Below are 23950 nucleotides of genomic sequence, written 5' to 3'. Positions count from 1 at the left end.
TGGATCTCCCGCCCCGCCGAGCGCGGTAGCCGCGCGATCACTGCAACTTCTGTGGTACCGCGGAAGGTTGATGCCACCCCACGCGCGTCGGCGCTACGCTGCGGCGATGCGCATCCGTCCGCCCCGACCGCTGGTCGTCGACACCCTGGTCGCGCTCGCCATGATGCTGGCGGCAGTCCGGCTGGGACGACAGTCGGTGACACAGGGCTGGCCGGAGCTCGACGCGAGCGCCTATGTGCTGCTCGCGCTGGCGCATCTGCCCGTCGTCCTGCGGCGCAGGGCACCGCTCATGGTGTTCGCGGCCGTGCAGTTGGCCGGCGTCGCCTACATCAGCCTGGGGTACTGGCCGGTGGTGTCCGCGTTCGGCTCGATGCTCGCCCTGTACACGGTGGCGTCGGTGTACTCGACACGCATCGCTGTCGGATGCGCCGCCATGATGACCGCCAAGTGGATGTATGCCGGTGCGATCAGCGACAACCTGCCCATGACGCTGGTCGTGAACCAGGCCCTGCTGTTCAGCCTGGTGCTGGTGTGGTCCGGCACACTGGCCCGCCGCTCCGGCGAACTCGCCCGGCAGTTGCGCGCCGAGCAGGCCGAGCGGGCCCGCCGTGAGGTCGCCGCCGAACGTGGGCGCATAGCGCGGGAACTGCACGATGTCGTCGCCCACCACATGTCGGTGATCTCCGTGCAGGCGGGCCTGGCCCGGTTCGTCCTGGACTCCGACGCCGCCACGGTTCGGGGCGCGCTGGGCACCATCGAGGACACCAGCGGGGAGGCCTTGGAGGAGCTCCGGCGCATACTCCGTGTCCTGCGGGAAGACGATCCGGGCGGCGCCGCGTCCGCCGCGCCCATGCCCACGCTCGCCCGCCTCGACGACCTGGTCGAGCGGGTCCGGGGCGGTGGCGTCCCCGTCGAGCTGAGCATCCAGGGCGTCGTGCGTCCGCTCGCGCCGGGCGTGGAGCTGTGCGCGTATCGCGTCGTCCAGGAGGCCTTGACCAACGTCCTCAAACACACCCACCATGCCGCCGCGCAGGTGCGGCTGCACTACCGGCAGCAGGAACTGACCGTCACCGTCACGGACAACGGAACGGGCAACGCAGACGGGCTGATTCCGGCCAGAGTCCTGGCAGGCGGCGGACATGGCTTGATCGGCATGCGGGAGCGGGCCAAGCTCTACGGCGGGACGATCAGCGTCGGCCCACGCGCCGAGGGGGGTTTCGCGGTCCGCCTGACCCTGCCGACCTCGGCGACCGGCGCACGGTGGGGAGACGAACGTACGAGATGACCAGAGTCCTCGTCGTCGACGACCAGTTCCTCATCCGCGCCGGCCTCGTCGGCCTTCTCAACGCAGCGCCCGGCTTCGAGGTCGCCGGCGAGGCGGCGGACGGCGAGGAGGCGGTGCGGCTGGCCGCGAGGACGCGCCCCGACGTGATCCTGATGGACATCCGCATGCCCGGCATGAACGGCATCCAGGCCACCGCACGCATCATCACCGACGCCCCCGCCCCCGCGCCCCGGGTGCTGGTCCTGACCACCTTCGACCTCGACGAATACGTCTACGGAGCCTTGCGCGCCGGGGCCTCCGGCTTTCTCCTCAAGGACTCAGGCCCCGAGCGGCTGCTGGCCGCGGTGACCGCGGTCGCCGGCGGCGACGCACTCTTCGCCCCCAGCGTGACCCGACGGCTCATCGAGGCATACGCCCACCACGACCGACCCGCTCCGGGCGCGCCACGCCCGCCGGACCTGGGCGCGCTGACGTCCCGCGAGGTCGACGTCCTCAAACTCACCGCACGCGGCCTGTCCAACCTCGAGATCGCCGACCGGCTGTCGATCAGCGAGGCGACGGTCAAGACCCACCTCAACCGAACCATGACCAAGCTCGACCTCAACAGCCGGGCCCAGGCGGTCGTGATCGCGTACGAGACAGGGCTGGTGACACCGGGAGAGTAAGGGGGCCTCGGGACACACGACTACGATTCCGCCCAAGGAGTCCACCGGCAAGGGCGTCACTACGCGGAAGCCACCACGTTCCCGGCCGTGATCTGGGGTGGGTTGGGGAGGAGGGAGGCGAGGTTCTGGCGCACGAAGTCCGCCGCTCTTGAGACCGACTCCTCGGCCCCGGCCTGGTCCTGGAAGACGCTGGTGGAGACCATGACCCCGTTCCCGGCATCGATCCAGTAGTAGGCCACGAACCCGGGGATCTGCCGAACCAGCGGTACGAACCCCTCGTTCACCAGGCGTCCCGCCTCGGCGGGATCGGTCACGCCCTCGTATGTGCGGACTGCTGCGTACATGGCTGATCTCCTCACGGGCTTCGGGTGCGCCCTTCGCCGAGATGCCTTGCCTCCTGCGGCAGCCGCCGCTCGCGAGGCGTCCGACAATCACCACCAGGGGCCGCCTTCGGTGATCCGAACGGCCGCACGGTCGCGTGGCAGGGCAGGACCGGCCCGGCGTCACCCGTGGCGGTGGCCGAGCCCGGACGTGCGTACGCGGTGGGAGGCGTCGGCCAGCCGGCACCACCGATCAGCCGAGGCCGGCGGGGGCGGCTGCGATCTCCACATGGTCGATGCCTTGGTCCAGGAAGTCGGCCAGGTCGTGGGCCTCTTCGCTGACGGCTTCCTGTTCCCGGGGGGAAAGGGGCCGTAGGGGCGTGATACGGAGGTGCTGGTCGCGTGTGGTCCAGGTGGCGGTGACGCGTCCGTCGACGAGTACGGCGCGCTGTCCTGAGACGGACAGGCCGAGGTGGGCGTCGTCGATGATGCGGCTGCGGTCGTGGTAGCCGAGGATCGCGTTGTCGAAGGCCGGGAGGAACCGGACGGGGGCGGGAGTGTCCGGGGAAGGGCGTGGTGCGTCGGGCAGGTCGAGGAGTTCGCGGCCGCGTTCGTCGTGGAAGGTGATCAGCTCGTTCCGGATGGCTTTGACCGCGGCGGGGAGACCGGCCAGACCGCTCCAGGCGCGGATGTCCGCGGTGGCGGCGGGCCCGTAGGCGGCGAGGTAGCGGCGCACCAGTTGCTGTCCGACAGGGTCGTCGGCGTCGTCCGGCAGTGGGGCGGGGGCTCGTCGGAGCCAGGTCTCCAGGGGCAGATTGCGCACGCCCGCTGTCGTCTGCCACAGACCGCGCGGGGGGAGCTGGGCCATCGGGATGAGTGCGGCGACGAGGAGCTCGCCCAGGACGCGGCGGGGCGGGCCGGGCCAGCGGTCCTGGAGCGCCTGGACGAGGTCGCTCATGGTGCGGGGCTGGTGGTCGGCCATGACCGCTCGGCCGGCCGCGGCGACTTCGTCGGGGTCGATGCCGGCGAGTTCGCGTCGGTAGGTGGCCATCACCCGCTGGCGCAACATGGTGTCGTGGCGGGCCCGCCAGGCGAGTGCGTCATTGCCGGTGACCAGATGGACGGTGCGGCGCATCAGGTGTGTACGCACGACCTGCCGGTCCGTCAGTGCTCGGTCCAGTTGGCAGGGGGTGAAGGCGTGCACTCTCGACCACAGGCCCGTGAAGGGTTCCTGGGGTGCCTGGGCCTGCAGTCCGCACAGGTGCGCCACCGTCTCCCGGACTGGTGTGGTGGTGCGCTTGAGGAGGTACTGGCGGGCCAGGGTGGCGCGATTGAGGGCACGGACGCTGAGGACGGTCATGGAATCAGGCCGCGGCGCGCTCGTGGACCGGGCGGCGGCGCAGGTCGGGTCGGGTGACGGATGGCGGGATGGGGGAGACGTCCAGGGGGCCGAGGTCGGTGCCGGGCGGGACGATCGCGTCGATCCGGTCCAGGACGTCGTCGTCGAGCGTGCAGGTGGCGCCCGCGAGGAGGTCGTCCAACTGCTCCGTGGTGCGCGGTCCGATGACAGCGGAGCTGATGTCCGGGTGGCCGGTGGCGAAGGCCATGGCCAGGTGGGTGAGGGACATGCCGGCGTCCTCGGCGACAGGCAGGAGCCGCTCGACGGCGTCCAGCTTGGTCTCGTCGGTGAGGTGCCGCGGGACCCACCGCATGCGCGCGTTCTTCAGCGGAGCGGCGCCCTTGCGGTAGCGGCCGGTCAGCAGGCCCATGGCCAGCGGGCTCCACACGAGGACGCCCATGCCGTAACGGCGGCAGGTCGGCAGGACCTCACGCTCGATGCCGCGGTTGAGGACGGAGTAGGTGGGCTGCTCGGTCCGCAGCCGGTGCAACGCACGCTGCTGGGACACCCACTGGGCCTCGACGATCTGTGAGGCCGGCGAGTTCGAGGAGCCGATCGCGCGGACCTTCCCGGCCCGCACCAGGTCGCTGAGGGCGGAGAGGGTCTCCTCGATGTCCGTGTGCGGGTCGGGGTGGTGGATCTGGTACAGGTCGAGGTAGTCGGTCCGCAGCCGCCGCAGCGAGCCCTCGACCGCCGTCATGATCCAGCGGCGTGAGCTGCCGCTGCGGTTGGGCCCCTCGCCCATCGGTCCACTGAACTTGGTGGCCAGCACCACCTCGTCGCGCCGCCCCTTGAGGGCCTTGCCGACGATCTCCTCGGTCTCGCTGTAGCCGTACACGTCGGCGGTGTCCACGAAGTTGATGCCCGCGTCCACGGCGCGGTGAATCATGCGCGCGCACTCGTCGTGGTCCTGATTGCCGTTCCTGCCGAACATCATGGTGCCCAGGCAGTAGGCGCTGACCTCGATGCCGGTCCGCCCAAGCTGTCGCATGCGCATGGTGCTCCGTCCCTTGCTCCGGTTTCCGGTTTTCTGGTTTTCCGGTTCGCTTCTGCGGCACCGGGCCGCCGCGCGACGCGTGGCGGCCCGGGCCCATGGTGTGTTTCCGCCGGATGCGGATCAGCCGCTGAACGGGGCCGCCACGTCCAGCACCCAGGTCACGCCGAAGCGATCGGTGAGCATGCCGTACAGCGGTGCCCACGGCGACGATCCCAGGGGCTGCACCACCGTCGAGCCCTCAGCCAGCTTCTGCCACAGGGCACCGATCTCCTCGGTGTCGTCACCGCGCACGGAGACGAAGAACGGGTTGCTGCCCTGGTCCCACGACAGAGGGGACGGCACGTCGTAGGCCATGACGTGGAAGCCGTTGTCACCCGCCACCTCGCCCCACACCACCCAGTCCGCCTCGTCCTCGTTCTGCACGTTGCCCATGTCCTTGTAGGTGACGGCGGTGATGCGCCCGCCGAAGACGGACTGGTAGTAGTCCAGCGCCGCCCGCGCGTCGCCCCGGAAGTTCAGGTGGGTGGTGGTCGTGACGGACATGGCCTTCTCCTTGCTCACGGTTCGGCGAGGTGCGCCGCCGCAGGATGGAACCGTGCGGGCGGCAACCTCGTCGCCAGGGGCTATGGCCTCTCTGGCGGATCTTGATAAGCACCATTCCACGGGTAGCGGACAGGTTGTGTCCTGTACTGCGGGCAGAATGGTCCGCATGCAGAAGACGTCCTCGCGGCTGCTCGCGCTGCTCTCGCTGCTTCAGACGCATCGCGACTGGTCGGGCGACGACCTCGCCGTGCGGCTCGACATCACCCCGCGCACCGTGCGCCGCGACATCGACCGCCTACGGGAACTGGGCTACCCGATCCTCGCTTTCAAGGGGCCCTCCGGCGGCTACCGCCTGGCGGCGGGCTCGCAACTGCCGCCGCTGCTGTTCGACGACGGCCAAGCCGTCGCCCTGGCCCTCGCCCTGCAGGCGGCGGCAGGCAGCGCCACGATCGGCGAAGACGCCGCACGGGCCCTGTCCACCATCCGTCAGGTCATGCCGTCCCGTCTGCGTCAGCGCATCGACATGCTCCAGGTCACCGCCGTCCAGTCACCCGGCACCGGCAACGCCTCCCCGGCCGGCACGAATTTTCTCGCGGAGGTGAGCCGCGCCATCCACGCCCGGGAGGAACTGCGCTTCGACTACGGGCACGACGCCACAGACCCCGCCGAGCGACCGCGCCGGACACAGCCCCATCACCTCGTCACCTGGCGCGGTCACTGGTACCTGATCGCCTGGGACCTCGACCGTGCCGACTGGCGCACCTTCCGGGTCGACCGCATACGCCCCCGCACGCCCACCGGCCCGCGCTTCACCCCCCGTGATCTCCCCGGCGATGACGTGGCGGCCTTCGTGACCGGCCGATTCCGAGGGACCGACGGCTCCACCGCCGACTGGCCATGCCGCGGCGAAGTCGTCCTCGACCTCCCCGCGCAGGCTGTGGCCCCCTTCGCGCAGGACGGCATCGTCGAAGAACTCGGCCCCGACCGCTGTCGGCTCTCCCTCGGCTCCTGGTCGTGGACCGGTCTTGCCGCCACCATCGGTCGCTTCGACACCGACATCCACGTCATCGGTCCACCTCAACTGACCGCTGCCTTCGCCGAACTCGCCGCACGCTTCTCCAGCGCCGCAGGTGAAAGTACGGGCCAGAAGAGAGGATGAAGACTGACGAACAGTGAAAAACTATGAGAACGCCCGTACAGAGACGAAGTCACCACGCCTGGAGGCGTACCTGCGGCTGCTCGATGCCGGCATCCCCCCGACTGAGCGACGGGACGAGTCCGGCGGCACCACTTTGTACTGGACGGAAGGCGACCCCGCCCTGGAACACGGGCTGTGGAGGGATGCGAAACGCCCCTGCTATCCGCGGCAAGGGGGCTGTCAGCGCCGGCCGTCACACGGTGGGATCCACGTTCCACGTCTCTGGCAGATCACTGCCGCAGAAGACGCAGACGAAGTCGTCGCCTCGCACGATGTTGTGCTCCCGGCAGCCAGGGCACCGCCGGAACACCACCTCGTGCGTGAAGCCGGAGGGCCGTTCGAGTCCTACGGCGTCCAGAGCACGAGCGACATCCCACCAGGAGCCGATGTCGGGGCAGTACCCGGTGGACTGGTTGCTGACCTCGTTCACGGCCCACCGGTCCGCCTCGCGCACGAAACCGATCTCGCCGGCACTCAGAACCATGGCTCCGCCGGCACAGGCCACGTGCTCGCTCCGCCGCGGCGCCAGCCGAAGCGCACCGTCCGTGCCAACCACGAAGGTGAACGGCTCAGTCAGCTCCGCCGCCGATCGCCCAGCGATCCAGTCGCTGGATTCAGCTGCCGAGCTGATCCGGCACCCGCCGCTGCCAGGCCGGACCGCAGCCCAACTCGTCGATAAATTTCTGCCGGGCGGGGCCCGGGGATGGGCCTTTCCCGGCCCCGTAGGGGTGCTTGGGCGGATGTGGGGCGGGGGCCTGGAGTGGGTTGCCCCCGGTCTCCTCCGGGGCCCGCAGCAGCCGACTCCAGGCGTCGCGAAACGCCGCCTGACCTGGTCTTTTATTCCCCTCGCTCCTATGATCGCATTCGATCGAAAGGGGGGCCGGGTGGACCGGACCGTACGCACTGTCGAGGACGTTCTCGCGCTATTGGACGGGCTCTTCGCATCTGAATCCGAGGCTGGCCGCTTGGCGACCGGTGACGGCAAGGACTTCTGGGATCGCTTCTATGCCGACCGGTCAAAGCCGGTCCCGTTCTTCGTGGCGAAGCCCGACGAGAACCTGGCCGCCCATCTCGACCAGGGACTGATCGCTCCCGGTCGGGCCCTGGACCTGGGCTGCGGGGCGGGCCGCAATGCCCTGTTCCTCGCCTCGCGCGGCTTCGACGTGGACGCGGTCGACCTCTCCGCGGTGGCGGTCGCGTGGGGCGAGGACCGGGCTCGCGAGGTTGGCGTCGATGTCCGCTTCCTCCGTGGTGACGCTTTCACTCTTCCCCCAACGGAGTTGAGCGGCCCGTACGACCTGGTCGTCGACTCAGGATGCTTCCACCATTTGCCGCCGCACCGCCGGGTCAGCTACCTGAGTCTCCTCGACCGCGTCCTTGCCCCGGGCGGCCATCTCGCCCTCACCAGCTTCGCCGCCGGCGAGGGAGGAATGGGTTCGGAACTCGCCGACGCGGAGCTTTACCGGGAGCGCGAGTTGAGGGGCGGCCTCGCTTACACGCCCGAATCGCTGCGCTGGATCTTCTCTGACCTCGTGGAGGTCGACGAGTCGGCACTCTTCGGTGTGACGTTCCTGTGGACCGCGTTGTTCCGTCGTCCAGGGTGAAGTGGCGCAGGGCGGTGAACCGATCTCCCGCACCCGCACCCGCACCCGCACGCGACGGAGAAAGTGTCGATGACAACCGACGTCGGTTGTGAGCGGGTGGTCCCTTTCCCGGTGCCGTGGCGATGGCGGCGCATGTCGGGCCCGTGCGGGGGATATCCCCATCCCGATCCTGGGGCGCGCAGGATCGTCTCCGCTCCCGGGGCGGACCTAGCGTTCGGCCATGACTTCGACTTCACGCACTCGCCTCGCGGTGGTTCTGGCCGGCGCCATGCTGCTCGCCGCCGAGGCCGCCACCGCCGTAGCCCGGCCCGCGGGTCCCTCCGCCGCAGATCAGCTGCGCCGGAACACCGAGGCGATCCACGCACTCGGTGTCAGCGGCGTGCAGGCCCGCGTGGTCGCACCTGACGGTCGGCAGTCGGTCGCCACCAGCGGCACGGCCGACCTGCGCACCGGCCGTCCGGTCTCTTCCGACGGCTACTTCCGCATGGCCAGCACGGCCAAGACGCTGGTCGCCACCGTGGTCCTCCAACTGGAGGCCGAGGGCCGGCTGTCCCTGGACGACACCGTCGACCACTGGCTGCCCGCAGTGGTGCGGGGCAACGGCAACGACGGCAGCCGGATCACCATCCGTCAGCTGCTCCAGCACACCAGCGGCATCCACAACTTCCTGCCCGGGTACACCTCGGCGGAGGAGTACTACCAGCAGCGCCACGACGTCTACAGTCCCGAGCAGTTGGTAACCCGCGCCATGGCCCACGCGCCGGACTTCCCGCCCGGCGAGGGCTGGGCGTACTCCAACCCCGGCTACGTCCTGCTCGGCATGATCATCCAGCGGGCCACCGGTCACCCCGCCCACCGGGAGATCGAAGACCGCGTCCTGCGCCCGCTCGGCCTCGACCAGACCCGGTGGACCGGCACTTCCTCCGCTCTGCCCCGGCCGCACGCCGAGGCCTACCAGCTCTTCGGCCCCGGCTCCCTGGTGGACGTCACCGATCAGGTCGCGGTGGACCACGAGACCTCGTTCGCCACGACAACGCGGGATGAGAACCGCCTCCTCCGCGCGCTGCTCGCGGGCCGCCTGCTGCCGCCGCGGCAACTCGCAGAGATGAAGCAGACCGTCCCCGTGAGCGCGGACGTCCAGCAGTGGTGGCCCGGGGGCCGATACGGGCTCGGCCTGGTGGAACGCCCCCTGTCCTGCGGAGGAACCTACTGGAGCCACGAGGGCGGGGACGGTGGATACGTCACCCTCAACGGCGTCACCGACGACGGGCGTCGGAGCGCTGTGGTCTCCATGTCCGAGGCTCGCGGTGACACCCCGGAGCACATCCTGGACCAGGAGAACGCGGCCAGCACCCTGATCGACGACGCGCTGTGCGCCGGGGGCCGCGGCACCTCGTGAAGGAGGGCGTCCGGGCGGGCCGTGGTCGCACGCGCCCAAGTAATGGCAGAACTCCGCGACATCACTCTCCACCCGCATCAATGGGGGTGGAGGCACGCTTCCCCGTGGCTCGGCGCCGGGAACGAGAGTGCGGTCAGTGCTCCGCCTTCCCCGGTGCCGCATCAGACAGCGCCCCGTCGAGGTTGACTCGCGCCCGTCCTCGGCGCGGGGCGCGTCCTGCGTTCAGGCCGCGGCGCGGAAGACGTACGCCGTCATCGGGGCGGTGACCGGCCCCGGGCCCAGACGGGCCGTCATCTCCTCAATGACGGCGGCCCGGACCGCCGGTCCGTCGCCGCGCTCCTCAACGGCCACGCGCACCGGTGTCCCGGTGAGGTACCCGGTGGCAAGGTCGGCGGTCGACGCGGCCCGGCCCTGAAGCGTCAGCTCCTGCTCGTCCTCGACGGCGAACCCGGCCGCCGCCAGATCAGCGGCCACGACAGCGGGATCGGCGTAGCCGTGCGGAACCGTCGGGATGAACCGCGGCGGGTCGACCGGAAATGCCCGCTCCAGCCCGGCCTGCAGCGCGACTTCGAAGGCGTGCGTCCCGATCGGGCCCCAGGTGTTGAACAGGAACCGGCCCCCCGGGGCCAGCACCCGGTGGACCTCGGTGAAGGCCTCGACGCGGTCGGGAAAGAACATCACGCCGAACTGGCAGACCACCAGGTCGAAGCCTCCGTCCGGGAACGGCAGCCGCTGTGCGTCGGCCCGGCGCCACACCGCGCCCGGGGCCCGGGTCGACCCGAAAGCGACCATGGCCTCGTTCAGGTCGGTGGCCGTCACCTCGGCCGAGGGTGCCGCAGCGAGCAGGCCAGACGTCAACACGCCAGTCCCCGCAGCCAGTTCGAGGACGCGGTGAGGGCGGAGTGCCGTCGCCCGGGCGGTCAGGTCCTCGGCGAAGGGCTGGAAGACCACCGGCACGAGGTACTGCTCATAGGCCGCCGGCATGGACTCGGACCACCGCCGGTCGGCATTGATTCCTGTCACCTGATGACGGTAGCGCCGCGTCAGCGAGCCTCTTCCCCGCCGCGCCGCCATGCACCCCGGAGCCGGCCCCGCCCGACGAAGTGGCAGGGCAGACGTTCTCCGGCCCGGCACCAGGTGACGACCTCGGCGCGTACCTTGTTGAGGGTGAGCGACGCCAGCGGAATAGAGACAGCCACCGACGTGCCACGACGGGTTCCGCTCCGGCGCAACAAGGGCTTCCGGATGCTGTGGATCGGCCAACTGCTGTCCGATACCGGCACGCAGATCAGCGGGATCGCCTACCCGCTGCTCATCCTGGCCCTGACCCACTCGGCGGTGCTCGCCGGAGTGGTGGGTACGGTGCGGGCCATCACCCTGCTGTGTCTGCAACTGCCCGCCGGGGCGCTGTCGGACCGGTTCGACCGGCGGCTGACGATGATCATCTGCGACACCGTGCGCGCCGTCCTGCTGGCGCTGCTCGGCACCCTGATCGTGCTGGATCTCGCGTCCTGGCCGGTGGTCCTGGCCGTGAGCCTGATCGAGGGGAGTGCCGGTGTCATGTTCGACCCGTCCGCCGCCGCCGCGCTGCCGGGGATCGTGCCGGACGACCAGCTCGAGCAGGCGTGGGCCGCCACCGAAGCCCGGACGTACGCTGCCGGCCTGGCCGGCCCGGCGCTCGGCGGGGTGCTGTTCGGGTTGGGCCGGGCCGTCCCGTTCCTGGCCGACGCCGTCTCCTTCGCGGTCTCGTGCGGCACGGTGAGCCGGATCCGTGGGCGGTTCCGCCCGGAGAACGCGGCCGGGCGCAAGGCGTTGTGGCGTGAGGTGACCGATGGCCTGCGGCTCGTCTGGCAGGTGCCGGTGCTGCGCGCGGCGGTGATTCAGACGCCCCTGGTGAACTTCGCCTTCAGCGGCGTGATCTTCAGCATCACCCTCACGATGCGACAGCACGGTACCTCCACCGCGGTGATCGGCCTGGTGCAGGCGGCCATCGCGGTCGGCGGGCTGTTCGGCGCCGTGGTCGCCCCCCGGCTCCAAGGGCGTACGGGACTGGCGACCCTGACCACCACGATCACCCTTGCCGGGGCCCTGCTGTTCGGCGCTGCGGCCTTGCTCATCCCGTCACCGCTGGTGGCGGCACCGGTCGCCCTGGCGTTGCTGCTCGCGCCGGCCGCGAACAGCGCGCTGGTCGCCGTGGTGCTGCGCAGCGCGCCGGAGGAGATGCGCGGCCGAGTCATCAGCACCGTGGTCATGGCGGCCACCGCGCTGGCGGCGCTGGCGCCACTGATCGCCGGTCTGATCATCCAGCACGTGTCCGGCGCCTGGGCGGTGGGCGCCTTCGCCGCCACGACCGCCGTCGCGGCCGTACTCTGTCTGATCCTGCCAGGTTTTCGGCACGCGGAGTCCCCGGCCGACAGACCGCATTAACGGTGCCGGGATTGAAACCGTTCAATCGCGTCGCGACCCCTGCGTGCCGCGGCTCCGCTCGGACCTGCCGCGAAGCCGGCACCCCAACAGGAAGACAATGCACACCGATTGACCTTCGCCTCACCCGCCGTTACGTTACCCACGCCCATCCTTATTGAATCGATTCATTCATTCCTGTGTGAGGAGTCGTAGTGATCAGTAGGAGGAAGGTTCTGGCGGGCGCGATCGCCACAGTCGCGGCGGCGACCGCGAACGCGATACCAGCGGCAGCCGCGCCGGCGACCGGCGAGCCCCGGACACCGGCACGGACGGGACGCAACGGCCTGCGCGTCACGGCACCGACCGTGGAATACGTCCAGCACCCCCTGGGGCTCGATGCACGGCGCCCACGGCTGAGCTGGCCGTTGGCCTCCGGCAAGGCGGGCACGCGGCAGAGTGCCTATCAGATCCGGGTCGCCACCAGCGAGTCGGCGCTCTCCCGCCCGGACGTCTGGGACAGCGGGAAGGTCGTGTCCCGCGAGTCCGTCCTCGTACCGTACGCGGGTCCTGGACTCGAGCCTCGGACGCGCTACCACTGGTCCGTGCGGGTGTGGGACGGTGACGGCCGTGTCTCCGGGTGGAGCGCGCCCTCGTGGTGGGAAACCGGTCTCATGGGTGCCGGGGAGTGGACCGCACAGTGGATCGGCGCACCGGCGAGCCTCGCGGACGCCCCGTCCTTCGAGGGCGGGTCCTGGATCTGGTTCCCCGAGGGTGATCCGACGAGCAGCGTTCCGGCGGCCACCCGTTGGTTCCGCGGCACCGCCGAACTGCCCGGCGGGATCACGGCGGCGACGCTCGCCATCACCGCGGACAACGTGTACGCCGTCTCCGTGAACGGCGTCGAAGTGGCCCGCACCGACCTCGACACGGACAACGAGGACTGGCGCCGCCCGGCCGTGATCGACGTACTGGACCGGGTACACACTGGTGACAACGTTATCGCCGTCTCCGCCACCAACGCGACCGAGGGCCCGGCGGGACTCATCGCCGTCCTCGTGGTGCGTACCGCCTCCGGTGAGCGGAAGGTGTTCACCGACGCCTCCTGGAAGGCCACGGACCAGGAACCTCCAGCCGACTGGCGCGAGTTCGGGTTCGACGACGGAAACTGGCCGGCGGCCAGGACGGCGGCCGCGTGGGGCGGCGGGCCGTGGGGAAGGGTCGTCCCGGTGTCGTACGCCGTCACCCAGCTGCGGCACGAATTCAGGCTCCCGCGCCGGAAGGTGGCACGCGCGCGCCTGTACGCCACGGCACTCGGCCTGTACGAGGCCCACCTCAACGGCAGCCGCGTGGGCCGCGACCAGCTCGCTCCCGGCTGGACCGACTACCGCACACGTGTCCAGTACCAGACGTACGACGTCACCACACTGCTGCGGCCCGGCGCCAACGCCATCGGGGCGTACCTGGCTCCCGGCTGGTACGCGGGCAACGTCGGCATGTTCGGGCCCGGCCAGTACGGTCAACGCCCGGCGCTGCTAGCCCAGTTGGAGGTGGAGTACGCGGACGGAACGAGCGAGCGCATCACATCGGGCGCCGACTGGCGGGCCACCGCCGGGCCGATCGTCGCCGCCGACCTCCTGAACGGCGAGAAGTACGACGCGCGCAAGGAGACTCCCGGCTGGACCTCGCCCGGCTTCGACGACGGGAACTGGCTCGGCGTCCGCGACGCCGGGGACGTCGGTCCCGGGCTGATCGTCGCGCAGGTGGACGGCCCGGTACGGGTGGAGCGGGAGCTGACGCCGCAGAAGATGACTCAACCCAAGCCGGGCGTCTACGTGTTCGACCTGGGCCAGAACATGGTCGGCTCGGTCCGCCTGCGCGTGTCGGGCGACGCGGGAACGACAGTCCGGCTCAGGCACGCCGAGGTGCTCAACCCCGACGGCACGGTCTACACCGCCAACCTGCGGAGCGCGGCGGCGACCGACACGTACACCCTCAAGGGCCGGGGGGAGGAGATCTACGAACCCCGCTTCACCTTCCACGGGTTCCGGTACGTCGAGGTGACCGGGTTTCCCGGCACCCCCTCGCTGAAGACCCTCACCGGCCGCGTCATGCACACGTCCGCCCCCTTCACCCTCGACTTCGAGACCGACGTACCGATGCTCAACCAGCTGCACCACAACATCACGTGGGGGCAGCGCGGCAACTTCCTCTCCGTTCCGACGGACACACCCGCGCGTGACGAGCGCCTGGGCTGGACGGGGGACATCAACGTCTTCGCGCCCACGGCCGCCTACACGATGGAGTCGGCCCGCTTCCTCACGAAGTGGCTCGTCGACCTTCGGGACTCCCGGACCGCGGCGGGCGCGTTCACGGACGTGGCCCCGGTGGTCGGCACGCTCGGCAACGGCACCGCCGGCTGGGGCGACGCGGGCGTCACGGTCCCCTGGTCCCTGTACCAGGCATACGGTGACCGTCAGGTCCTGGAGGACGCCTGGCCGTCCGTACAGGCCTGGCTGACGTACCTGGAGAAGCACAGCGACCATCTGCTGCGCCCGGCTGAGGGGTACGGCGACTGGCTGAACGTCGACGACGAGACCCCCAAGGACGTCATCGCCACCGCGTACTTCGCGCACAGCACCGATCTCGCGGCTCGGATGGCCGGCGAGCTCGGCAAGGACCCTGCGTCCTACCTCGATCTCTTCGGACGGGTACGAGAGGCGTTCCAGAAGGCTTACGTCAGTCCCGACGGGCGGATCAAGGGCGACACACAGACGGCGTACGTCCTCGCCCTGTCGATGAACCTGCTGCCGGACACGTTGCGGAAGGCCGCGGCCGACCGGCTCGTCGCTCTGATCGAGGCCAGGGACTGGCACCTGTCGACAGGCTTCCTCGGCACGCCCCGACTGCTGCCCGTCCTGACGGACACCGGACACACCGACGTCGCCTACCGCCTGCTGCAGCAGCGCTCCTTCCCCAGCTGGGGCTACCAGATCGACAGGGGAGCCACCACGATGTGGGAACGCTGGGACTCCATCCGGCCCGACGGCAGCTTCCAGGACACGGCCATGAACTCCTTCAACCACTACGCCTACGGCTCCGTGGGAGAGTGGATGTACACGAACATCGCCGGCATCTCGGCGGGCCGACCCGGCTACCGCGAGATCGTCATCCGTCCCCGTCCGGGCGGAACCGTCACCTCCGCCCGCGCCACGTTCACCTCGCTCTACGGCCCCGTCTCGACACGATGGCGGCAGAAGGCCGGCCGCTTCAGCCTGACCTGCACGGTGCCGCCCAACACGACCGCCGAGGTGTGGATCCCCGCGTCCACGCCGAAGGCGGTCACCCACACGCACGGGACGTTCCTGCGCCAGGAGGACGGCTGCGCCGTGTACCGGGTCGACTCCGGCACTCACCGCTTCACCGCCTGACAATCCCGCGGACCCGGGGACGCACACGTGTGTCCGCCTCGTGGCCGCCGTGTGCCTCGCGACTCGCGACGGGCCTCACGGCTGCAGAACGGCTACGAGGCGGACACCTCGTCCCGACTCGGCAGCAGGGGGCGTCTCGGCGTCGTGTAGCTGCCACAGGCGGTCGGCAACGGTGTCCGGCTCGTGCTTCCGCGAGTGGAGTGTCGTCGAGAGCCTGGGCCAGCAGCGCGGCGTACGCCCGCTGTACGGATCCGACGAATCAGGGCCCCTGTCCTGACCAGGCAAGATGGGCACATGGGGTGATGTTGAGGAGACTGGGGGAAGAAGTTGCGGCAGCCGATGGGAGGTTGTCGTGGAGTGTGGAGATCTGGAACTGGGCGAGTTGTTGGCCGCTGCCGAGGCGGCCCCGCCCGGTGAGTCCGTCGACGTGGTAGCACATGACCTGCAAAAGCGATTCGGTGCGCAGCGAGTGTCCTTCCTGTTCGTCGACCTCGTAGGCCGGCGGCTGGTACGGCTTGCCGCGTCCGGCGGTGAAGTCCCGGACCACGCCGAGCCGATAGACCTGCAAGGCAGCGTCTACGACAGCGTTCTGCAGAGCCAGCGCCAGCATGTGGAACCGGACGGCCAGGACGGACGGCGTGTCATCACGCCGGTGACCAACCGCGGCGACTGTATCGGCGTCCTGGAAGTGACCCTGCAGTCCGCTGACGACACCGTGCTCCGACAGGTCCGCGACGCGGCACACGCGCTGGCCTACATCATCGTCACGGACCGCCGCTTCACCGATCTGTACCACGTGGGCCGGCGTACCACCGAGACCAGCCTGGCCGCGGAGATCCAGCATCAACTGCTTCCCTCGGCCGCCTGCTGCGAGGCGGCCCAGTTCACCCTCGCCGCCGGGCTGGTCCCTGCCGACGACATCGGTGGCGACACCTACGACTACACCCTCGACCGCGACACCCTGCACCTGTCCGTCACCGACGCCATGGGCCACGACACGAACTCCGCTCTGCTGGCCACCTTGCTGGTCGGCGCGCTGAGACGGGCACGCCGCAGCGGGTGTGACGCCCTCAAGCAGGCCCAGCACGCCCACCAGGCCCTGCTGAGCCACAGCCGAGGCCTGGCCACCGGACAGTTGTTGTGCGTCGACCTCGAAACAGGCCTGTGCGAACTGGTCAACGCCGGTCATCCCTGGCCCATGCGGCTGCGTGACGGCACCGTCGAAGAGGTCAGACTCGCCGTCAATCTGCCGTTCGGTGTGGCGGCACCCACGTCCTTCCGCGTACAGGAACTGCAACTGCTTCCCGGAGACCGCCTGGTCCTTCTCACCGACGGGATGCAGGAGCGAGGTGCCGCAGCCGTCGATCTGGCCTCGGTCATTCACGACACCCGAGCGCTGCATCCGAGAGGAGCCGTCCGAAGCCTGACCGGCGCAGTGCTCGATGCCTGCCATGGTGACCTCAAGGACGACGCCACGGTGCTGATACTGGACTGGCACGGCGATCCTCGCCGGTCAGCCGACACCAGAACGGGCCCGACCGATTCGTCACCGCGCAGATGACGGTGGCGGGAGGAGCGGCCTACCGGTGTCCCCGGCCCCACCGCAGTCGGCGGGCCCAGGACGCTGGTGTGCACGTGGAGAGGCCACGACCGGGTGTCGTGGCCTCTCGGTGCCCTGCCTGGGAGCGGGGCCTGTTCCCGCCCCAGCGGAATCCGCTGCCGGTCAGCTCTTGCCGAGCAGCCGCCAGATCTGGTTCTTCTTGGTGGTCAGGGCGCTCGCCGCGTCGCACGTCCACTGGTGGACGAGGGCGCCGGGCGCGGTGGAGATGGTGCTGACGTCGACGCACTTGCCGCTGTGCACGGCGACGAGCTGGTAGTCGTGGCTGTTGCCGAGCGCGGTCACCGGCCTGAGCGTGAAGCGCTGGTTGGTGCCGTTGAGGCAGGTCCACTGCTGGACGGCGGCGCCGTCGGCTGTCGAGAAGGCCGAGACGTCCAGGCACTTGCCGCTGTAGTGGTTGACGACGGTGTAGGTGTCGGTGGTGCCGGTGACGGGGTGGAAGTCGAAGATCTGCTCCTGGCCGCTGCCGCAGGTGTTCTGCTGGTACTGGGTGCCGTTGGCGGTGGACTGGGCGGGGTCCTCCAGGCAGAGCCCGCTGTGCTGGGCGACGGCCGTGGAGGAGAAGCCGGTCGAGGCGCCGATGTGCAGGCTCGCGGGTGCGAAGGACACCTGGTCGAGGTGGGGTGCGGAGCTGGAGCGCATGGGCTGTCCGATGTCGCTGCCGCCGCCGGAGTAGACGACGCCGATGGTGGTGCCGTCCCAGTTGTAGAGCTGTGAGGCGGTGAACTTGACGGTGTTGGCGCCCTTGGTGAGGGTCACGGGCACCGTGTAGTCCTGGAACTGGTTCCAGTGCAGGGTGCTGGCGAAGTTGACGCGGGTGGGGCTGCCGCCGTTGACGCTGACGTCGGCGTGCTCGGCGTACAGGTCGGGGTTGTAGTGGTTGGAGGGCAGTTCCTCGGCGTTGGCGTAGCGCATGGTCATGGCGTAGGTGCCGGCCGCGGGCGCGTTGACGTTGAGGGTCAGGGAGTTGGCGGTTCCGTTGCCGATGCCGGTGACGACGCCGCCGTTGGCCTGGCTGTAGGTGGTGTCGGCGGCCGCGGTGCCGGTGAGGGTGCCGTTCTCGGCCTGGTAGGTGACGACGTTGCCGGTGGTCACGGCGTCGGTGGCGCCGAACGGGGTGACGGCCAGGTCGTCCAGGGCGAGGGTGCCGCTGGTGCCGGTCACCTTGACCTTGTTGATGCCGCCGTTGAGGTAGACGCGGTTGGTGGAGGTGGACCAGGCGCCGGTCGTCGCGCCGGAGAGGGTCTGGTCGTCGACGGTCCTGCCGTTGACGGTGAGGCCGGCCTGGCCGGTGTTGCGGTAGCGGGCCGTCAGGTCCGCGTATCCGTCGCGCGCGGAGTAGACCCAGAACGTGGCGGACTTGCCGGAGGTGAGGTTCGCCGCGCCGGCGCCGGACTGGCCCTGCGAGGCGTAGGTGGCGGTGGCGCTGTCGGAGAGAGTGGCCTGCTCGGCCTCGTAGAGCGTGGTGCCCTGGACGGAGGCGTCCTTGTACTGGAGATCCATCTTGTCGATGATCGCGTCGCCGACCGTCTTGGCGCCGTTGTCGCCGGTGGTGGCCAGGGTGATGGTGTGGCTGCCCGCGGTGAGGTGCACGGTGGCGTCGGCGTGCCCCCACACCACCCACTGGAAGCCCACCGGTATGTCGATCCTGGTCGAGTCGCCGCCGTCGACCCGCGCGTAGATGTTTGTCGGGCCCTTGACGTCGGCGTCCTTGGCGTAGCTGTTGCCGAACACCGACACGTTGTAGTCGCCGGTGGTGGGAACGTCGACGGCGAAGGAGATCACCGTCGTGGAGCCGGTGCGCAGGCCTCCGACGTCCTTGGTGCCCGAGGTGGCGAACTTACCGACGTTGCCGGTCGTGCCCTCGGTGTTGATGTTGTAGCCGCTGCCGCTGAGCGTGGCGTTCTCGGCCTCGTACGTGCCTGTCCAGGTGGCGTCGGAGGCGGTGCTGCTGCCGGTGCCGCCCGGGGAGACGATCACCTGGTACGCGGACATCGCGTCCAGGGTGACGGGGACGGTGATCGAGCCGTCGGAGCCCACGGCGACGTCGGCGTCGGAGAGCCGGGTCGGGGTGGCCGCCGCGCCGATGTAGCCGCTGTAGCGGTCCTGGAACACGCTGACGTGCACGGTGCTGCCGAAGACCGCGGGGTCGATGTTCTTGATGACCGTGTTGGAGTCACCGCTGGTGCCGCCCCCGGCGAGGATGACGCGGGCCTGCTTCTTGGCCGTGTCCAGACTCGCCAGGCCCTGGAGGGTGTACGCGGCATTGGCGCCGGTGCTGGTGACCTTGACGGTGTTGCCGCCGCGCATGGAGCTGTACCAGTTGTACAGCCACCACTGGGCGTTGGGGGTGTTCTGGGCCGCGGCGGAGTCGCCGAGGTTGCCGTTGATGTTCCAGTACGGCAGGTTCCCGTCGATCTTCTCGTCCTCGAGGCCCGCCATCCACTGGACCATCTGGCCGGGGTCGGTCAGGTGGTAGCGGTGGGCGTACTCGTTGAGGTTGATGGTGATCGGGGAGGTGATTCCCGCGGCGGCCTCGACCGCGCGGTAGGAGTCGACGGTGCTGCGGACGTCCGCCGGGCTGCCCAGGGTGTGCCAGGTGACGACGTCGGGCAGGCAGTTGTTGGCCTTGCAGTACGTGAGGAAGCCGCTGAGGGAGGAGCTGGTGTAGCTGGAGGTGTTGGGCCCTGCCAGCCGGGCCTGGGGCCAGATGCCCTTGATGAAGTTGTACGTCTGGCGCCACTCGGCGTTGAAGTTGGCCAGTGCCGTCGAGTTGGTGCGCATGCCGCTGAACCAGTTCAGGTCGGGCTCGTTGTAGGGGATGAAGACGATGTGGTCCTTGTACGGGCTGGCCATCGCCTGCTCGACCTGCGTCTTCATGGCCGCCTGGTAGGCCGAGTAGCTGGTCCGTTCGTAGTTGGCGCGGTACACGTCCGTCATGTAGATGAGGATGTCCCCGCCGCCGCTGTCGACGAATGGCTCGGCGATCTCCAGGGCATCCGAGCCGGGGTGCTGCTGTCCGTCCTGGTACTTGGTGTTGGTGGTCTGCAGCCCCATCCCCTCGATGAGGTTGTTCGTTGGCACGTCCGGGCCGTACAGGCCGTACAGCGCCCCGCTGGCACCGCCGCGGAAGGCTCCGGTGGTGGTGCCCAGGTCGACGGTGAGGGTGGGGGTGGCTGCGGAGGCCGGCGTTGCCGTCATGGTGGCGGCGCCGGCCATGACGGTGAGCGAGAGCAGTGACGTGCCGATGCCGTGGAGAAGGCGTCTCGTCGTCGAGCGTCTTTGCCCGATTCTTGGCATGTGCGTGTGTCCCTTCAGGGATGCGGCTGGTTGTTGCTGCGCCGGCCCCCGTGCCGGACGTGTGGGTGGGTTCTCGCGCGCGGTTCAGGCGACGGTGGAGTCGGTCCCGGCGTCCACGCCGCGGTAGTGGTGGGCACGGGCGAGCACCAGGTAGCTGCTGGCGGTCCAGGTGTAGGCGCGGTCGCGCAGTCCCTGGCCGGTCAGGGCGTCGAAGTTCTCGGCGAAGCCCGAGGTTTCGCACAGGGCGCGGAAGCGGGCGCTGATCTCGTCCGCGAGGTGTTCGTGCCCGGCGCGGCGCAGGCCGTCCTCGACGAGGACGGTGGCGGGCGCCCAGATCGGGCCGCGCCAGTAGCCGTCGGGCTCGTAGTGAGGGGAGCCGGGGTGTTCGGTCGCCAGGCCGAACGCGGTGAGGTGGGCTTTGATCTGTTCGGCGAGCCGGTCGCGGACCTTGGCCGGCAGGCGGTCGCCGAGCACGATCGGCATCAGGTCGAGCAGGCTGGCGCTCGGGGTGGGGGTTCCGCCGTCGGCCGGGCGGGTCAGGAACCGTTCGCCGTCCCACAGCTCGTCCAGCAGGGCGGCCTGGATGGCGTCGGCTGTGTCGGCGCGGCGCCGGGCGTCGTCCGGGAAGCCCAGTTCGGCGGCGAGTCCGGCCAGTTCGTCGAGTTGGAGGACCAGCATGGCGGCGAGGTCGGCGGTGACGGCGAGGCGAGCCGGGTCGAAGGTGGTGGCGTTGTCCCAGCCGCTGTCGTTGCCGTGCTGGTAGTGGGGCAGGGCGGCGCCGGGTGCACGCCGTGCGGTGAGCCAGAAGTCCGTCCAGCGGGTCAGTCTGTCGTACGCCTCGGCCAATTCGGTCCGGCCGAGGGGTTCGGGGAGCCGTCGGCGCAGGTTCCGTAGGGCCCAGCCGTGGATGGGCGGTTTGACGAAGTTGTAGAGGACCTCGGAGTGGGTGACGGAGTCGGGCAGCGCGCCGCTGCCGTCCTGGTGGTCGAAGGGCAGCACGAACTGGTCCCAGGCGAGGCCGGGGGATCCGGGTGCCAGTGCCAGGGCGTTGAAGCAGTGGTCCCAGCTCCAGACCTTGTCCATCCAGTGCTTGGACATCAGTACGGCGGGCCGGGTGACCAGGCCGGCCGGGCGCACGGTCGCCGACCAGACCACGTAGGTGGCGAGTTCGGCGGCCGGGGTGTCGGCCGAGCGCCATGGGGCGACCGTGTCGACGAACTCGGCGAACGATCGCCGCGCGGCCGCCATGACGTCACCGAACGCCGCCGACGGGCGGTAGGGCAGTCGCGCGCTGTCGAGTTCCTCGACCGCGAGCTCCCACGCTCCGCCGGCCTCGGCAGTGACCGTGAGACCGCGGTCACCGGCGCCCAATGCCTGGGAACCGGATACCTCGGCGTCCGTGCCGGACAGCACCGTGATCCGGTAGCGGCGGCCGGTCTCGTAGGAGGTGAACACGTGCGCGTCGTCCACCGGGTCCCGGTAGAAGTAGGTTCCGCTGAACGGGGTCAGGGCCTTCGCCGCCGCGGTGACGCGCAGGCCCAGTCCTTCGCCACGCAGTCGGACGGTGTCCGGCGACGCGTAGACGAGGTCGATGCGCCCGTCCGCGCTGGTCCAGCTGAGCAGGCCGGGTGTCGCCCGGATGGCGGTCTCCGCCCGCTCGCCCGTCGTCGCGTCGAGGGGGACGAACCGCAGGACGGCGTGCATGCCGTTCTGGTGCGAGACCAGGTGGAGGTCCTCGGCGCGCGTCTTCTCCGCCAGCACGGGAGAGATGCCGAACCAGGATCCGTGCGTACTGAAGGGTATGTCGTGGACGGAGAAGGCTGGGCCGGACGGGTCGGCGGTCATGAAGGCGGCACTCGTTTCTTGAGCAGGGGTGATCGGCGGTCGGCCGGGCGGGGCAACGGTGCTCGCAGGCGGCTCGTGGAGAGCGCGGCTGCAGGCGGGCGGTCCGCTGTCAGTCCTTGACGGCTCCGGCGGTCACGCCGGCGGCGACGTAGCGCTGGGCGAGGACGAGGATGACCGCGGCCGGCAGGGACGCCACGACGGCGGTGGCCATGATGGCGTTCCACTGTTGGTTGTTGTTGCCGATGTAGTGGTAGATGCCGAGGGTGATCGGTTCGTGGGCGCCGCCGTTGACCAGGGTGCTGGCGAAGACGAAGTCGGACCAGGACCACAGGAACGCGAACAGGGACACCGTGACGACGGAGTTGCGGCTCATCGGCAGGATGATCGACCAGAAGGTGCGCAGCGGGCCGGCTCCGTCCGTCTTGGCGGCCTGGAGCAGTTCGCCGGGGATGCCGGACATGAACGCGGTGAAGATGAGGACGGCGAAGGGGACGGCCAGCGTGGAGTCCGCGACGATCAGACCGGGCACGGACTGGAGCAGGCCGAGGCTGAGGTAGATGGCGTAGAAGCCCATCGCCATGATGATCCCGGGGATCATCTGCGCGGCCAGGAGGACGAAGTTCAGGACTCCGCCGCCGCGCGGGCGCAGTTTGGCCAGCGCGTAGCCGGCGGGTGCGGCCAGCGCCACGGTCAGGGCCACGGTCCCGAGGCCGATGACGAGGCTGGTGCCGAGGTAGGGCAGCTGCTGGTCGACGACGGCCCGGTAGCCCTCCAGGGTGGCGTGGGCGGGGAACAGGTCCGGTGGGCTCTTGCGCATGTCCTGGTCACGGGTGAAGGACACGTTCAGCATCCAGTAGACCGGGAAGAGCATGACCGCGGTCAGCAGGAGGCCGATCGCCGACTTACCCCAGGTCCGGCCGCTTCGGTTCGGGACCGTCCGTGCACTCGTCATGACAGTGCCTGCTTTCGCTGGACCTTCATGTACACCAGGCCGAAGACCAGGGCGGCGAGGACGAGCAGGTTGCCGACGGCCGCTCCGGGGCCGAACGCGGGCAGCAGGTTGCCGAAGCCGAGCTGGTAGGACCAGGTGGCGAAGGTGGTGGACGAGTCGGCAGGACCGCCCTTGGTCATGATCCAGATGATGTCGAAGACCTTGAGCGTGTAGACCAGGCCCAGCAGCAGGGTGATCGCGGACACCGGCCGCAGCAGCGGGAACGTGATGCGCCAGAACCGCTGCCAGGCGTTCGCGCCGTCCAGGGCCGCCGCCTCGTACAGGCTCGTGGGGATCGACTGCAGGCCGCTGTAGAGCACGACCAGGTTGAACGGGACACCGATCCAGATGTTCGCGATGATCACGGAGGCCAGCGACCAGGACGGCGAGGTCAGCCAGTTCACCGGGCCGATGCCGACGGCGTGCAGCGCGGCGTTGACGATGCCCGAGTCGCTGTTGAGCATCCACGACCAGGTGGAGGCCGACACGATCAGCGGCAGCAGCCAGGGCACCAGGAACAGGGCGCGCAGGGTGACGGAGAGGCGGAAGTGCTGGTTGAAGAAGACCGCCAACGCCAGGCCGATGGCGTACTGGAAGACCAGGCACACGGCGGTGAACACCACGGTGTGCCACAGCGCCGGAGCGAACGTCGGGTCGTCGAAGACCGTCCGGTAGTTCTTCAGGCCCGTGAACGGCGCGTCGCCCCGGACGAAGGAGCGGACGGTGTAGTCGCGCAGGCTCAGGTCGATGTTGCGGTAGAGCGGATAGGCGTAGAAGAGGGCGAGGTAGCAGGTCACCGGGGCGAGGAACGCCCAGGCGGCCCACTGCTGGGAGGCGGGACGGCGCCGGGGTGCGGTGCGGGCCGGAGGCGGGGCGGCGGTCGCCGCCCCGTTCCGGTCGAGCACCGGCCGGCGGTCCGGCAATGTCGTGTGCTTCATCGCTGGCCGGGGAT

Annotated in this window: 18 protein-coding genes; 8 read left to right on the top strand and 10 right to left on the bottom strand. The window is 69.9% G+C overall.

Features of this window, described 5'->3' with window-relative positions; genetic code table 11:
- The first annotated feature begins 106 nt into the window (after nucleotides 1-106).
- The gene (locus ACIBVL_RS36955; RefSeq protein WP_399104498.1) at nucleotides 107-1285 is read left to right on the top strand and encodes a sensor histidine kinase; all 1179 of its coding nucleotides are present in this window, start codon (nucleotides 107-109) and stop codon (nucleotides 1283-1285) included.
- Nucleotides 1282-1950, top strand: a complete 669-nt coding sequence (locus tag ACIBVL_RS36950) for a response regulator (protein WP_399104496.1) — start codon at nucleotides 1282-1284, stop codon at nucleotides 1948-1950. Before ACIBVL_RS36955 ends, ACIBVL_RS36950 begins: the two co-directional genes overlap by 4 nt.
- 59 nt (nucleotides 1951-2009) lie before the next feature.
- Here the strand turns inward: ACIBVL_RS36950 and ACIBVL_RS36945 are convergent, their stop codons facing one another.
- The 4 genes from ACIBVL_RS36945 to ACIBVL_RS36930 form a co-directional block, all read right to left on the bottom strand.
- Complete coding sequence (locus tag ACIBVL_RS36945; RefSeq protein ID WP_399104494.1) at nucleotides 2010-2294, bottom strand: hypothetical protein; 285 nt, start codon at nucleotides 2292-2294, stop codon at nucleotides 2010-2012.
- Between the two features lie 229 nt (nucleotides 2295-2523).
- Complete coding sequence (locus ACIBVL_RS36940) at nucleotides 2524-3630, bottom strand: winged helix DNA-binding domain-containing protein (protein WP_399104492.1); 1107 nt, start codon at nucleotides 3628-3630, stop codon at nucleotides 2524-2526.
- A 4-nt stretch (nucleotides 3631-3634) separates the two neighbouring features.
- Nucleotides 3635-4666, bottom strand: coding sequence for an aldo/keto reductase (locus ACIBVL_RS36935; RefSeq protein WP_399104490.1), 1032 nt, complete (start codon nucleotides 4664-4666; stop codon nucleotides 3635-3637).
- A gap of 120 nt (nucleotides 4667-4786) precedes the next feature.
- Nucleotides 4787-5209 (bottom strand): VOC family protein, encoded by a 423-nt coding sequence (locus tag ACIBVL_RS36930; RefSeq protein ID WP_399104489.1) that lies wholly within the window; start codon nucleotides 5207-5209, stop codon nucleotides 4787-4789.
- Nucleotides 5210-5375: 166 nt separating this feature from the next.
- On the opposite strand from ACIBVL_RS36930, the gene ACIBVL_RS36925 reads away from it, so the two are divergent.
- On the top strand, nucleotides 5376-6368 hold the full coding sequence (locus tag ACIBVL_RS36925; protein ID WP_399104487.1) for a helix-turn-helix transcriptional regulator: 993 nt from the start codon (nucleotides 5376-5378) through the stop codon (nucleotides 6366-6368).
- A 232-nt stretch (nucleotides 6369-6600) separates the two neighbouring features.
- Here the strand turns inward: ACIBVL_RS36925 and ACIBVL_RS36920 are convergent, their stop codons facing one another.
- Entirely contained in the window at nucleotides 6601-7038 is a 438-nt protein-coding gene (locus ACIBVL_RS36920) for a hypothetical protein (RefSeq protein ID WP_399104673.1), read from the bottom strand.
- 253 nt (nucleotides 7039-7291) lie between these two features.
- Between ACIBVL_RS36920 and ACIBVL_RS36915 the strand changes: the two genes are divergently transcribed.
- Nucleotides 7292-8011 carry a class I SAM-dependent methyltransferase gene (locus ACIBVL_RS36915; protein ID WP_399104485.1) on the top strand — a complete coding sequence of 240 codons (720 nt, stop codon included), beginning with the start codon at nucleotides 7292-7294 and terminating at the stop codon, nucleotides 8009-8011.
- A gap of 220 nt (nucleotides 8012-8231) precedes the next feature.
- Nucleotides 8232-9410, top strand: a complete 1179-nt coding sequence (locus tag ACIBVL_RS36910; RefSeq protein ID WP_399104483.1) for a serine hydrolase domain-containing protein — start codon at nucleotides 8232-8234, stop codon at nucleotides 9408-9410.
- A 222-nt stretch (nucleotides 9411-9632) separates the two neighbouring features.
- Here the strand turns inward: ACIBVL_RS36910 and ACIBVL_RS36905 are convergent, their stop codons facing one another.
- A complete protein-coding gene (locus ACIBVL_RS36905; protein WP_399104671.1) occupies nucleotides 9633-10394 on the bottom strand; it encodes a class I SAM-dependent methyltransferase in 762 nt (253 codons plus the stop codon).
- Between the two features lie 183 nt (nucleotides 10395-10577).
- Between ACIBVL_RS36905 and ACIBVL_RS36900 the strand changes: the two genes are divergently transcribed.
- From ACIBVL_RS36900 to ACIBVL_RS36890, 3 genes are all read left to right on the top strand, one after another.
- Nucleotides 10578-11837 carry an MFS transporter gene (locus ACIBVL_RS36900; RefSeq protein ID WP_399104481.1) on the top strand — a complete coding sequence of 420 codons (1260 nt, stop codon included), beginning with the start codon at nucleotides 10578-10580 and terminating at the stop codon, nucleotides 11835-11837.
- A gap of 191 nt (nucleotides 11838-12028) precedes the next feature.
- Nucleotides 12029-15244 carry an alpha-L-rhamnosidase gene (locus ACIBVL_RS36895; RefSeq protein WP_399104479.1) on the top strand — a complete coding sequence of 1072 codons (3216 nt, stop codon included), beginning with the start codon at nucleotides 12029-12031 and terminating at the stop codon, nucleotides 15242-15244.
- Nucleotides 15245-15596: 352 nt separating this feature from the next.
- Nucleotides 15597-16805, top strand: coding sequence for a PP2C family protein-serine/threonine phosphatase (locus ACIBVL_RS36890; RefSeq protein WP_399104477.1), 1209 nt, complete (start codon nucleotides 15597-15599; stop codon nucleotides 16803-16805).
- Nucleotides 16806-16967: 162 nt separating this feature from the next.
- On the opposite strand, the gene ACIBVL_RS36885 is transcribed toward ACIBVL_RS36890, so the two are convergent.
- From ACIBVL_RS36885 to ACIBVL_RS36870, 4 genes are all read right to left on the bottom strand, one after another.
- Complete coding sequence (locus ACIBVL_RS36885) at nucleotides 16968-20162, bottom strand: RICIN domain-containing protein (protein WP_399104475.1); 3195 nt, start codon at nucleotides 20160-20162, stop codon at nucleotides 16968-16970.
- 84 nt (nucleotides 20163-20246) lie between these two features.
- Nucleotides 20247-22007, bottom strand: coding sequence for an amylo-alpha-1,6-glucosidase (locus ACIBVL_RS36880; RefSeq protein ID WP_399104473.1), 1761 nt, complete (start codon nucleotides 22005-22007; stop codon nucleotides 20247-20249).
- Between the two features lie 109 nt (nucleotides 22008-22116).
- Nucleotides 22117-22959: a carbohydrate ABC transporter permease gene (locus ACIBVL_RS36875; protein ID WP_399104471.1), complete on the bottom strand. Its 843-nt coding sequence runs from the start codon at nucleotides 22957-22959 to the stop codon at nucleotides 22117-22119.
- Nucleotides 22956-23936, bottom strand: a complete 981-nt coding sequence (locus tag ACIBVL_RS36870) for a carbohydrate ABC transporter permease (RefSeq protein ID WP_399104469.1) — start codon at nucleotides 23934-23936, stop codon at nucleotides 22956-22958. Before ACIBVL_RS36870 ends, ACIBVL_RS36875 begins: the two co-directional genes overlap by 4 nt.
- Nucleotides 23937-23950: the final 14 nt, after the last annotated feature.

It is taken from the genome of Streptomyces sp. NPDC049687 (assembly GCF_044465285.1).
Taxonomy (GTDB): Bacteria; Actinomycetota; Actinomycetes; order Streptomycetales; family Streptomycetaceae; genus Streptomyces.
Note: the sequence above shows the minus strand (reverse complement) of the source record. Positions and strands in the feature narration are given on the sequence as shown.